The following is a 12493-nucleotide window of genomic DNA, read 5'->3' on the forward strand; positions in this document are numbered from 1 at the left end:
ACAATTCTATAAGTCTGGGGTGGGTGATGGACGACAATATTCGCATTGCAGGCACGTGTGACCCGGAGTTCGCCGGGGTGCAGGCGGCATTCGAGGAGAACTTTCGTCGGCGCGGCGAAGTCGGCGCCGCTGTGTGCGTCTACAAGGACGGCAAGAAGGTGGTCGACCTCTGGGGCGGCCATCAGGATCTCGCGCGTACCAAGGAATGGGACGCCGACACCATCGTCATCATGAATTCGCTCGCGAAGAGCATGTCGGCGTTGTGCACGCATATCCTGATCGACCGCGGGCTGGTCGATTTCGACGCGCCGGTCGCGACGTATTGGCCGGAATTCGCGCAGGCCGGCAAACACAAGGTGCTGGTTCGCCACGTGCTGTCGCACAGCGACGGCGTAATCTTCTGCGATGCCGCGCCTGCGGGCTCGTGGTTCGACTGGGACGCCCACATCAAGGCGCTCGAAGTGCAGGAGCCGGCCTGGGAGCCGGGCACCAATGGCGCTTACAACTCGGTCAACATCGGCTATCTGCTCGGCGAGATCATTCGCCGTGTCACCGGCAAGACAGTCGGCACGTTCCTGCGTGAGGAGATTTCGGAGCGGCTTGGCGCCGACTATCACATCGGCCTTCGGCCCGACGAGCTCGCCCGCGTCACCGACATGCACCAGAATCCGAAGAACGCCTTCTTCGCGATCGCGTTCGACCAGGCGACGCCGCTGGGCCGAGCTTTCCAGTCGGGGCCGAAGGGTTACTTCCAGAATCTGCCCCAGATCCGCGAAGTCGAAATGCCGTCGTTCGGCGGTCACGGCAACGCGCGTGCGGTCGCGCGGATCTATGCGGCGCTCGCCGGCAACGGCGAACTGGACGGCGTCCGGCTGCTGTCACCCGCCGCGGTCGAGCGCGCGTCGGCGCTGGCCTGGGACCACGACTGCATCATGACGACCCGCCGTTTGCGGATGGGGTACGGCTTCATGCACAACGACCCGGAGACCGGACCGATGGGGTTGCACATGACGACGTTCGGCCATACCGGCGCCGGCGGCGCGATCGCCTGGTGCGATCGCAAGCGCAACATGACCTTCGCCTACTGCCCCAACCTTCAGCGTGAAGGGCCCGGCATTGGCTCGCGCGGCGCCGCCGTCTCGATTGCGGCGGGCGGGGGATCGATCCCGAGTTGGTTCGATTAGCGGCGGGGAGAGGGCACCGGACTAAGCCCGGCGCTGCGACGGAAATTTCGATAGTCATGCCGCCGCAGCGGGACGAACGACGACGATCGACAGCACGGTGTGCGAGCGATCGGAGAAGATAGACCAACCGCAGGACTCGATCCTGCAGATCAATCAAAATCGGCAAGGGAGGATTGAATGAACTTCAAGATGATTCTGGCGGCGCTGGTCGCACTGACCACCGCCACCGCGGCGCAGGCCGATCCAAAGCTCAAGATCGGATGCACGACGACGACGGATTGCTCCTCCGCGATGGTCGCCGTCGACGAAGGCATCTTCAAGCGTCTCGGCGTCGATGCCGAGATGGTGGTGATCGGCATCAATTCCAACATCCCGGCGGCGCTGCTGTCGGATTCGATCCAGATCGGCGGTCCGACGTCGCCGACCTTCCTGCAGGCTGTCGATGGCGGGCTCGATCTCGTCGCCGTGGCTGGCGCCTCGGTGATGCATGAGTCCACCGGCAACCACACCGCCGCGGCCTATGCGCGTAACGGCGTCGACATCAAGCAGCCGAAGGATTTCGTCGGCAAGAAAGTCGGGGCCCCCGGGTTCGGCGCGTTTCTGCACGTGATGTTCGTGAAATGGCTGTCGGACAACGGCGTCGATCCGAAGAGCGTCAACTTCGTCGAAGTCTCGATCCCGACGCAGGGCGATGCCCTCAAATCCGGCTCGATCGATGTCGGGCTGACCGGCGAACCCTGGGTCACCCGCATGAACAATGCCGGCGTCGGCAAGGTTGCGTCCTACTACGTGACCGAACTGAAGCGGACCGAGCCGGTGATCTTCTATGCGGCTTCGCGCGCCTGGGCAGAGAAGAACCCGGAATTGGTCAAGAAATTCCGCGAAGCCATTGCCGAGGGCGCCAAGATCGTCAACTCTGACCACGAGAAGGCCGCGCAGGCGATTTCGAAGTTCACCAAACAGCCGCTGGATATCGTTCGCGCCAATAAGGTTTCGTATCAGCAGCCCGAGATCAAGGGGAACGATTTTGCCTGGTACGTCGACTTCATGACCAAGATGAAGTTGCTGCAGGGCAACGTCGATCTCACCAAATTGGTCCTGAAGTAGTTCGTAATCGAAAGGCCGCAGGTCGTGAACATGCATCAACCCGTCCAAGCCGCGACCAGCGCGGCGTCTCCTGCGATGATCACGTTTTCGCAGGCGACGCTGCGATTGGGCGGGAAGAGCATCATCGAGAATCTCGACTTCACGCTGCGGCAGGGCGAGTTCGTCTGCGTGATCGGTGCGTCGGGATGCGGCAAGACGACGGCGCTGCGGCTGGCGGCTGGGTTGTACCAGCCGTCCAGCGGCAGTGTCAGCTTCGAGGGCAAGCCGATAACGTCGCCGCGCAGGGACGTCGCGATCATGTTTCAGGACTACGGCAAGGCGCTGTTGCCTTGGCGAACGGCCGCCGGCAACGTGTCGCTGGCGCTGGAGGCCGCGAACGTGCCGGCAGCGAAGCGCGGCCCGCGCATCGCCGAATTGTTGGCCAAGGTCGGCCTGCCGGGACACGCCGGCAAGTATCCGGCGGAGATGTCCGGCGGTATGCAGCAGCGATTGCAGATCGCGCGTTGCCTGGCGCAGGATCCGGTGGTTCTGCTGATGGACGAGCCGTTCGGCGCTCTCGACGCGATGACGCGGCAGAGCCTGCAGGACGAGGTGCTGTCGCTGGTCGCCGCCTCGGGCACCACCGTGCTGTTCGTGACGCACGATTTGGAGGAGGCGATCTATCTCGGCGACCGGGTGATCGGCCTGCTGCCGCATCCCGGCCGCATCGGCATCGAGGTCGAGGTCAATCTGCCGAAGCCGCGCGACCAGCTCGCCACCCGCGAGCACCCGGAATTCTTGCGGCTGCGCCGTGAGCTGTTCGACTTCATCCAAGCATCGGAGTCTTGATGCATGATGTCGACCTCGCGCCTGAAGGGGCTGGTGCTGCCGGTGGTGTTGATCGCCGCCGCCGAAATCGCCGGCCGCATGGTCGATATCTCGCATAGCGATTCGCTGGCGCTTCCGAGTGCCATTGCGCTCGCTTTCGTCGAGGCAATCGCGGACGGCTCGCTGCTGGTCGCGACGCGCGACACGCTGGCGAGCGTGTTCGCCGGCCTCGCTATCGGCGCCTCGATCGGCCTCGTCCTCGGCGTCGTTCTCGGCATGCTGCCGATCGCGGATCGGCTGATGGAGGTAACGGTGGAATCGATCCGTCCGATCCCGCCGATCGCGGTGTTGCCGATCGCGCTGATCGCGCTCGGCTTCGGCTATCGCCTGGAGATCGCGATCGTCGCTTTCGCGAGCCTGTGGTCGCCGCTGATCCTGACGCGTTCGGCAGTGCGCGACGTCGAACCGCGCCTGCTCGAAGTCTCGCGGGTGTTGCGGCTGACCCCGGGTGCGCGCATCAGCAAGATCGTCATTCCCGCGGCCTTGCCGCGCATCTTCGTGGCGTTCCGGCTCGCGGTCGGCATTGCGCTGATCGTGGCCGTGACGGTCGAGATCGCCATCAACCCGCTTGGCCTGGGCCAGGGCATCATGATGGCACAGCAGGCGCTGCGGCCCGACCTGATGTTGGCCTATCTAGTCTGGCTCGGCATCGTCGGCTACGGCCTCAACAGCCTGATGCTGTTCGCCCAGCAGCGGCTGTTCGGTCGCGCCGCGATGATGGAGGAGCCGCGATGAGAGCCGTATTGTCCGCCCGTTCGGCGCTCGGTTGGCGCGTCGCAAGTTTTGCGGTCGCGGCGGGGCTGGTCGGCGTATGGCAACTGATTGCCAATGCCCGGCTGATTGCGCCGGCGTTCCTGCCGGGACCCGATCGCGCCTGGGCGGCCCTGGTGCGCGGTCTCACTGAGGGTGATCTGCTGAGCAAGGTCACCGGCACGCTGCAGCATATGGTGATCGGCTGGCTGGTCGCGTCACTGGCCGGCATCGCGCTCGGCGCATGGATCGGATCGTCGCCGCGCGTGCGCACCTACGTCACGCCGACGCTGGAATTCCTGCGCCCGCTGCCGGCGTCGGCGATCATTCCGGTCGCGATCGCGCTGTTCGGTCTGTCGCAGAGCATGGCACTGTTCGTCATCGCCTTCGGCGCGGTCTGGCCGATGCTGCTGTCCACCGTGCACGGCTTCGCCGCCGTCGAGCCGCGCTTGTACGAAGTGGCTCGCGCGCTGCACCTGTCGCGCATGGAGGTGATCTTCAAGATCGGTCTGCCGTCCGCCAGTCCCGATATTCTCGCCGGCATGCGCATCAGCGTCACCGTTGCGCTGATCCTCTCGGTGGTCTGCGAGATGCTGGCCGGGCTGGACGGGCTCGGCCATTGGATCCTGGTCTCGGCGCGGCTGTTTCGCTCAGCCGATCTGTTCGCCGGCGTGATCCTGCTCGGCCTGATCGGCTATGTGACGGCGCTGGCCGTCGAGCAGGTCGAGCGCAGGTTGCTGGTGTGGCGCAGGTCCGGCCACTAGCAGCCGTACGGCAAGTACGGCGGAGTCCCGGGCTCGGCGCGCAAGCGTGCGTTCGCTTCCGCGACGAGTCCGCGAGCTGATTAATTGCAGACAACCTGCACGGTGAAGGATTTCGCCAGATCGGCGATTGCCTCCGGCTGGAGCTCGCGCGAGCTCACTGTTCCGCTAGTTACCACGCCGCTGGTGTCCAGGAAGTTCTTCGCCATGATGGATTTGATCGCGAAGTTGACGTTCTGCGGAATGTCCTTGGTGGCGGCGGCGACATTCAAGGCATTGAGCTTCGATACGATCACGCCGACGACGTTGCCGTACTTGTCGAGCAACGGCCCGCCACTGTTGCCCGGCTGAACTGGAGCCGAGATCTGGGCGAGGCGGGTGTCGTCTTCCATGCCCGTGGTCGCGGTGATCGCGCCGGCGGTGAAATTTCCCGATGTGGAAAGGATGCCGGTCAGGGGAAAGCCGAACACGTACACGGCTTCGCCCAACCGCATCTGGGTTCTCAGTCCGGGAACGGCCGGTGGCGATGAAGGGGTCTTCAGAATGGCGAGATCGTTGGTCTTGTCCTTCGCGACGAGCGTCGCTCGTACCGGAGTTCCGCCGGGAGGCATCACGTTGATCGTCGAGCATTCGGCAATGACGTGATTGTTTGTCACGATGTGCCCGTTCCCCGAGACGTAGAAGCCCGTGCCGGAACTCGTGGCGCTGCGTTTGGGTTTGGTCTCCGTCGAGCCTTCGTCGCGGGTGTCGCTCTGGGCCGTCATGAAGGCCTTCTGACAAGCCAGCACGGCTTCGAGGGCCCGGCGCGAGCCATCGAGCGAAAGTGCCGCGATGCGGTTTCGATTTAAGAAAACTCCGACACCGCCGGACTCAGCCAGCTCGACCATGAACTCAGTCTTGAGATTGCCAGAGAAAACGCCCTTCTCGGTGTCGCGCGCGAAGCCGACGAACTGACCGTTCCACCGCGTGCGGCCCATGACGAGCTGCATGTCGTACTGGCCGTCGACTTCGACCGAGGCCCAGCGCGGATTGGTGAAGGCGATGTACGCGCTCGGCTTGTCTCCGGCGAAACCGAACCACACCGTGGTCCGGTCACGATAGGTCGCTGCCGCCAGACAACCGCCGACACTCTTGCTAAATCCAACGTCCCAACCCGAGACCGCTCCGAATGATTTGTCGATGTTGAGCGTGTCTTCGGAACGAGCAGAAGATGTGAGTACCAGCGAGACGATGGCTATCGTCGCCACTATCAGTCCCGGCCACCCTTCGCTGTGCGGGGGTGTTGGAGACGATCGGTAGGTTGATAGGGCCGCAAACGGCTTTGGCATCATCGACCTCACATCGACAAATCGCGTGCATCCGGCGGTCGGGCCCACTTGATCGAACGCTCAGTCCCTCGCTGGGCGGATTTTTGAAGCGGTGACGCCTGCGAAGGGGTCCGCCATCGAAGCCTGCGAGACAGCCGGTCGCGAGCGATGCGCAACTTGCCGCCGAGCACGCACGTTGCGATAGGTACGCGGCCGTTGTTGTTGTGCGATTCCGTTCGCAATGATCGCGGCGGCAGCAACGCCGGCGATCGCGCCGAACACTGCAGCACCATCCCGCGCGACTGAACGAGTCGGGAAAGAAACCAGCGCGATCGCGAACGCCGCGGCCAACAAAGCCGGCGAAAAGCGCAATGACTTACGATCGAATTTGATAGTCAGCATGACTGCCCCCAGATGCCCTGCCACGATTAGTAGAAAACAGAGTTGCGTCGGTCAAGGAATGACCGCGCTGCGAGCGGGGCGCGCTGCCGCCGTGAGAGTCTGCGGATCGCGGGTTAGGGAGCTAATGCTTCGCGATTACAGCCAGCGCCTCGGCGCCCGTGACCGGGCGATCGATAGCAAGCGCGTCGAATGCGGCGATGCTGCCGAGCGCGTCATCGAGCAGTGAGCGGTAGCGCTGGCGGGGGACTTCGATGGCGCCGAAGCTGCGCAGATGCTCTGTGACGAACTGCGTGTCGAGCAGCTCGTAGCCGCCGGCGAGCAGGCGGGCGACGAGATGCACCAGCGCCACTTTCGAGGCGTCGCGGGCGCGGTGGAACATGCTCTCGCCGAAGAACGCGCGGCCGAGGCTGACGCCGTAGAGGCCGCCGACGAGGTCGTCGTTCTGCCAGACTTCGACGCTGTGGCAATGGCCTATATCGTGCAGGCCGATGTACAGCTCGCGGATGCGGCGGTTGATCCATGTGTCTTCGCGGCCGGGCTGCGGCTCGGCGCAGCCGTCGATTACCGCCTTGAAGGCGCGGTCGACCGTGACGGTGAAGGCGTCGGAGCGCACCGTGCGGGCGAGGCGGGAGGGCACACGAAGACCGCCGAGCGGGATGATGCCGCGCATCTCCGGTTCGACCCAGAACAGCGTCGGATCGTCGATGCTCTCGGCCATCGGAAAGATGCCGCAGGCGTAAGCGCGCAGCAGCATTTCGGGCGTGATCTCGGCGTTGGCGGAGTCGCGGGAGGCCATTTACGGAGCATAGCAGGGCGGGACCGGTGAGGCGACCCGCCTGGCGTCACCGGATTGGATCCGGCATCCAGCCGAGCAGCGCCAGCATGACGAAGAAGCCGACGAAGTACGCGATGCCGACGTGCCAGCCGAAGCGTAGCCACAGGTAAACCGACTTGCCCTCGGGGAACATGTTGGTGAGGGCGACGCCGGCCGAGGAGCCGAACCACATCATCGAGCCGCCGAAGCCGACCGCGTAGGCGAGGAAGCCCCAGTCGTAGCCGCCTTGTTTCAGCGCCAGCGCGGTGAGCGGAATGTTGTCGAAGCCGGCGGAGACGAAGCCGAGGCCGAGGGCGGTCTGCCAGCTCGCCGCAGGCAGTTCTTCCACCGGCATCATCGAGGCGGCGGTCACCAGCGCCAGCAGGAAGATGGTGCCTTTGAGCGTCGACGGCATCAGCTCCCAGTCCGGCCGGCGGATCGGCGCGGTGATCAGCAGCACGGCCCACACGGTGAGGCCGAGCAGAGGCAACTGATCGAGCAGCGCCGGGTAGTTGACGTTGGCGATGATGTTGGCGGCCAGCGCCGCGATCAGGATCGCCGCGACGATGCCGACGCGGACCCATTCGATCCTGAGCCCGCGCGGCGGATCCTTGGCGATCGGCGAGAAGTTCTGCTGCTGGATCGAGGCAGGTACGGCGAACAGCAGCAGCGCGACGCCGGCCGCCACATAGGCTTCCACGACGCTCAGCGGGCTGACGCCGGCGATCCACATCATCGTCGTGGTGGTATCACCGACGACGCTGCCGGAGCCGCCGGCGTTCGACGCCGCGACGATCGCCGCCAGATAGCCGATATGCACTCTGCCGCGAAACACGTGCCGCGCCACCATGCCGCCGATCAGCGCGGCGGCGATGTTGTCGAGGAAGCTCGACAGCACGAACACCATGACCAGCAGGACGACCGGGCCCTTCCAGTCGTCCGGCAGCAGCGCCGGCATCTCGTCCGGAATACCGCTCTTCTCGAAATGTGCCGACAGCAGCGCGAAGCCCATCAGCAGCAGGAACAGGTTCGCCAGCGTTACCCATTCGTGCTGCAGATGCAGCGTCAGCCCGAGCAGGCCGGTGCCGGTCTTGAAGCCGCTGAACACCAGCTTGGTGGTGGTGATCGTCGCGAGCCCCGCCAGCGCGATCGCCAAGGTGTGGCGATGAAAGATCGCGACACCGAGCAGAGTCAGCGCGAACAGGATGAAGTCGAGCGGAATGCCGAAGATCAGGACCGGCGTCACGCGGACCTCGGCGGGGCAGAAAGCTGTGCAGCGCCCGTTGCAACGGCGGCATGATGTCGGATGTTCAAGGTAGCGGTCTCGGTCTCGGCGAGGAAGTGGCCGACGCGCTCCTCAGAGGCGCCGGTCCGGCGCGGCGGAAGCTGCCCGACCTGCGACAAAATGGCAAGGTTACCCGGGAAGGGGCGACGTAAGCCTTTCGGCGTCAGCTCCGCACGGCGAGCCAGATCCAATGCCGCGACCCGCTGCGCTTGCCGACGGCGCGGATCGGGACCTCGTTGACGGTAAAGCCGCTCTGCCGCAGCCGTCGGGTGAAGCCCTCGTCTGGCCCGGAGGACCACAGCGCCAGGACGCCGCCGTCGCGCAGCGCCGCACGGGTGGTGGCCAGGCCGCCATGGTCGTAAAGCCGATCGTTGGCTTTGCGGGACAGCCCCTCGGGCCCGTTGTCGACGTCGAGCAGGATGGCGTCGAAACGTCCGGCCCCGGCCTGGATCAGTTCGCCGACATCGCGGGCGATCAGGTTGACGCGGGGATCGTCAAGGCTGTTGCCGTAGAGCGCGGCCATCGGCCCGCGACCCCAGTCGATCACCTCTGGCACCAATTCAGCGACGTCGATCGTCGCATCCTTGCCGAATACCGCCAGCGCAGCGCGCAGCGTGAAGCCCATGCCGAGGCCGCCGATCAGGACGTGCGGCCGAGTCCGCCCCGCGAGCTTCCTGCAGGCGAGGGTCGCAAGCGCTTCTTCCGAGCCGCCGAGCCGGCTGTTCATCAGTTCGTTGGCGCCGAGCTTGATCGAGAATTCTTCGCCCCGCTGCATCAGACGCAATTCGTCGCCGCCGGGAATCTGCGCGGTGGCAAGCTTGATCCAGGGCAGCATCAGGTGCGCTCGTCAGGCGGCCGCGGGCGTTGGCGCCGGGCTCTTGGTACGCAGGAAACGCAGCACCATGCGGGTGCCGGAATGCGAGGGATCGCGGGTGACGGTGGCTTCGAGCTTGGTGGCCATCGCCTGCACGATCCGCTGTCCCATGCCGGTCGATTGCGGATGGGCCTTGGCCGAGAAGCCGACGCCCTCGTCGCGGATCGCCAGTTCGAGCTCGTCGCCATCGGCCTTGAGCTCGACATGGATCGGGCCTTTGCCTTCCGGATAGGCGTATTTCACCGCGTTCATCACCAACTCGTTGACCACGATGCCGATCGCCACGGCGCGGTCGGGGTCGATCTCGACCGCTTCGGCGGCGAGCGTCAGCCGCGACATCCGGTTGCCTTCGGCGGAGCGGCGCAAATCCTCGAGCAGTGCTTCCAGATACTGGTTCAGCATCACGCTCTTGAGGTCGTGCGAGGTGTAGAGCCGGCGGTGCACTTGCGCGACCGCCGCGACGCGGCCCATCGCATTGGTCAGTGCGGCCTTCACCTCGCCCTCCTTGCTGGAGGAGGCCTGCAGATGCAGCAGCGAGGCGATGATCTGCAGCGAGTTGCCGACGCGGTGATTGACCTCGCGCAGCAGCATCTCGCGTTCGGCGGCGAGCGCTGCGTAGCGATCGCGCGACGCGCGCACTTCGGCTTCGGCGTCGTCTCGGGCCTTGCGAATGACCGCCTGGCGCAGCGCCTGATCGGCGGCGACCTGGAGCAGGGGGATGAAATCGCCCTGCGTGTCCTTCACCAGATAGTCCGCCGCTCCAGCCTTCAGCGCGGTGACGGCGATGCTGGAATCCTGCGAGGCGGTGACAAACACCACGGGCGGCGCGTCGGGAATGCTCTGGATTTGCTCGAGCGTCTCCAACCCGTCGAGGCCCGGCATGTACTGATCGAGCGCGACCACGTCGACGCCGCCCTGGCGCAGACGCGTGAGGCCGGCCTCGCCGCTCAGCACGTGTTCGACCGCAAAGCCCTGCCGCTTGAGGCCGCGAGTGACCAGCCGGCCCAGCGCCTCATCGTCATCGATATACAGCAGAGTCGGCGTGGCAGGCGTCATGTTGCTTCGGGTTGGGGGACCTGGATGACCGAGAAGAACAGGCCGAGCTGACGGATCGCGTTGGCGAAGCTTTCGTAGTTCACCGGCTTGGTGATGTAGACGTTGCAGCCCAGTTCGTAGCAACGCTTGATCTCCTGAGCGTCGTCGGTGGTGGTCAACACCACGACCGGCGTGCACTTCAGGTGATCATTCTCCTTGATGCGGCGGAGAATATCGATGCCGCTGGCGTCGGGCAGATTAAGGTCGAGCAGCACCAGCAAGGCACGGTCGCGATGCTCCACGCCGGAGCCATCGGCCCCGAACAGATAGTTGAGCGCAGCTGTACCCGAGGTGAACGGGATGATCTCGTTGTTGACGCCCGACCGCCGGATGTTCCGCTCGATCAGGCGGGCGTGGCCCTCGTCGTCCTCGATCATGATGATAGTGACCGGATTGCTCATGAGCGGGATTCCCGATTTGTCGCCGCGGTCCATTTCATCGGCAACGTGATGGTGAATGTCGAACCTTCGCCGAGCGCGGAGGACACCGACATGGTTCCTCCCAGCCGCCTGACGAGTGCACGGACGTGAGCGAGCCCGATCCCCTGACCGGGCCTGTCCTGTGTACCGGCCCGGCGGAAAAGATCAAAGATTCTCTGGTGGTCCTTCGGATCGATCCCCCGGCCGTTGTCCGAAACCTCGAAGATCGCGAAGCCGAGCTTCTGCCGGCCGCGGATCCGGATGTCGCCGGGGACGCCGCTCTTGAGATATTTCAGGGCATTGTCGATCAGATTGGAGAAGATCTGCTCGAGCGCCAGGCGGTCGCTGACGATGTCGGGCAGCGGCTCGATGCGGATCTCCGCATTCGCTTCGGCCGCCTGATGCGCCATCGTCGAGGCGATGTTCTCGATCAGTTCGCGAGTGTCGATCGCCACCGGCTGGAATTGCCGGCGGCCCTCGCGGGTGAGGTTGAGGATCGCGCTGATCAGCCGGTCCATCTTGCCGATCGAGGATTTGATGAAGCCGAGCGCCTCGGTGAAATCCTCCGACAATTGTTGATCGGGCTGTGCCAGCTCGGGCTCGCCATCGGCGTCGGCTTTTTCCGGCATCTGCTTGTTGGCGACTTCGCGACTCAGGGTCGCGATGCGCCGGAAGATGTCGGTGCGCAGCTCTTCGAGCTCGCTGGTAAAGCCCATGATGTTGACCAGCGGCGAGCGCAGATCGTGGCTGACGATGTAGGCGAAGCGCTGAATCTCTTCGTTCGCCTCGCGCAGATCGGCGGTACGCTCGGAGACGGTGGCTTCGAGATTGAGGTTGTTGTCGCGCAGCTGCGATTCGGCCTCGTCGCGGGCGCGCGACGATCGCCGGACCAGGAAGATCGACAGGCCGGCGAGCATCAGCACCAGGCCCGAGCCCGTGGCGGTGACGATCGACGTCAGCGACTGGCTGCGATCGGCGGCGGCGGTTCGCATGACGAACAGCTTGTTTTCCTCGGCGCGCATCGCCGCCATGTAGCTGGCGAACTGGTTCATGGCTTCGCGGCCGCCAGCATCGCGCACGGCGATCCGCGCCTCCGTGGCGCGATCACTCTGCGCCAGCGCGATCAGCTCCCGGAATTTGGCGATCCGAACCTCGGCGAGGGCGATGGTCCGCTCGATCAGCGGGAGTTGCACCGGGTTGTCGGCGACAAGCTGCCGCAGCCTCTGCAGCATGGTCGGGACCTGCGCGGCCGACCGCTCGAATTCGTCAATGAACTCGGCCTGACCTGTCAGCAGGAAGCCGCGCTCGGCGCTTTCGGCGCGACGCATCTCGAGTTGGGCGAGCGAGAGCTGGTTCTCGACTTCAAGCGTATGGGCGACCCAGGCGGTGTCCTCGCGGGCTTTGGCCAACAGGAAAATGGACGCCACGCTGATCAAGACCAGCACGGCGAACGACAATGAAAGCAGGGTAATCTGGATGAAAGCGCGATGGCGCGTGGCTTCCGGCGTCACCGCGCGCCCTCGGACAGATCAAAACGAAGCAAGAACATCCCCCGCAAGACGTTCGAATGTGGAACCATCCAAACGCGTGATGGGGAAGCTGGTTCCACACGCCGCAAGATTATTTAG

At 64.8% G+C, this 12493-nt stretch carries 13 protein-coding genes; 5 read left to right on the forward strand and 8 right to left on the reverse strand.

The genetic code is table 11. From position 1 onward, the window contains the following. Positions 1–26: 26 nt before the first annotated feature. The 5 genes from LPW26_RS02530 to LPW26_RS02550 all read left to right on the forward strand — a co-directional run bounded on the left by LPW26_RS02530 (position 27) and on the right by LPW26_RS02550 (position 4672). Positions 27–1184 (forward strand): serine hydrolase domain-containing protein, encoded by a 1158-nt coding sequence (locus LPW26_RS02530; protein WP_238732669.1) that lies wholly within the window; start codon positions 27–29, stop codon positions 1182–1184. 177 nt (positions 1185–1361) lie between these two features. Next, a complete protein-coding gene (locus LPW26_RS02535; RefSeq protein WP_238732670.1) occupies positions 1362–2291 on the forward strand; it encodes an ABC transporter substrate-binding protein in 930 nt (309 codons plus the stop codon). Positions 2292–2366: 75 nt separating this feature from the next. Then, positions 2367–3119, forward strand: a complete 753-nt coding sequence (locus LPW26_RS02540) for an ABC transporter ATP-binding protein (protein WP_406676856.1) — start codon at positions 2367–2369, stop codon at positions 3117–3119. Between the two features lie 3 nt (positions 3120–3122). After that, complete coding sequence (locus tag LPW26_RS02545) at positions 3123–3893, forward strand: ABC transporter permease (RefSeq protein ID WP_406676858.1); 771 nt, start codon at positions 3123–3125, stop codon at positions 3891–3893. Beyond that, positions 3890–4672, forward strand: a complete 783-nt coding sequence (locus LPW26_RS02550; protein WP_238732673.1) for an ABC transporter permease — start codon at positions 3890–3892, stop codon at positions 4670–4672. Before LPW26_RS02545 ends, LPW26_RS02550 begins: the two co-directional genes overlap by 4 nt. An 80-nt stretch (positions 4673–4752) precedes the next feature. Here LPW26_RS02550 and LPW26_RS02555 read toward each other — a convergent pair whose 3' ends face one another. From LPW26_RS02555 to LPW26_RS02590, 8 genes are all read right to left on the reverse strand, one after another. Then, positions 4753–5916: a S1C family serine protease gene (locus tag LPW26_RS02555; RefSeq protein WP_238732674.1), complete on the reverse strand. Its 1164-nt coding sequence runs from the start codon at positions 5914–5916 to the stop codon at positions 4753–4755. Between the two features lie 141 nt (positions 5917–6057). Further along, positions 6058–6378 carry a hypothetical protein gene (locus tag LPW26_RS02560; protein WP_238732676.1) on the reverse strand — a complete coding sequence of 107 codons (321 nt, stop codon included), beginning with the start codon at positions 6376–6378 and terminating at the stop codon, positions 6058–6060. Between the two features lie 121 nt (positions 6379–6499). Further along, positions 6500–7174, reverse strand: a complete 675-nt coding sequence (gene aat / locus LPW26_RS02565) for a leucyl/phenylalanyl-tRNA--protein transferase (RefSeq protein WP_238732677.1) — start codon at positions 7172–7174, stop codon at positions 6500–6502. A 46-nt stretch (positions 7175–7220) separates the two neighbouring features. Continuing rightward, positions 7221–8438: a citrate transporter gene (locus LPW26_RS02570; protein WP_238732679.1), complete on the reverse strand. Its 1218-nt coding sequence runs from the start codon at positions 8436–8438 to the stop codon at positions 7221–7223. Between the two features lie 202 nt (positions 8439–8640). Then, on the reverse strand, positions 8641–9312 hold the full coding sequence (locus tag LPW26_RS02575) for a spermidine synthase (RefSeq protein WP_238732680.1): 672 nt from the start codon (positions 9310–9312) through the stop codon (positions 8641–8643). 12 nt (positions 9313–9324) lie between these two features. Then, entirely contained in the window at positions 9325–10407 is a 1083-nt protein-coding gene (locus LPW26_RS02580; RefSeq protein ID WP_238732681.1) for a sensor histidine kinase, read from the reverse strand. Then, on the reverse strand, positions 10404–10847 hold the full coding sequence (locus tag LPW26_RS02585; protein ID WP_238732682.1) for a response regulator: 444 nt from the start codon (positions 10845–10847) through the stop codon (positions 10404–10406). The genes LPW26_RS02580 and LPW26_RS02585 overlap by 4 nt, the downstream gene beginning before the upstream one ends. Continuing rightward, positions 10844–12376, reverse strand: a complete 1533-nt coding sequence (locus LPW26_RS02590; protein ID WP_238732683.1) for a sensor histidine kinase — start codon at positions 12374–12376, stop codon at positions 10844–10846. The genes LPW26_RS02585 and LPW26_RS02590 overlap by 4 nt, the downstream gene beginning before the upstream one ends. Between the last annotated feature and the right edge of the window lie 117 nt (positions 12377–12493).

The sequence above is a fragment of the Rhodopseudomonas infernalis genome, assembly GCF_022271405.1.
Classification (GTDB): Bacteria; Pseudomonadota; Alphaproteobacteria; order Rhizobiales; family Xanthobacteraceae; genus Rhodopseudomonas; species Rhodopseudomonas infernalis.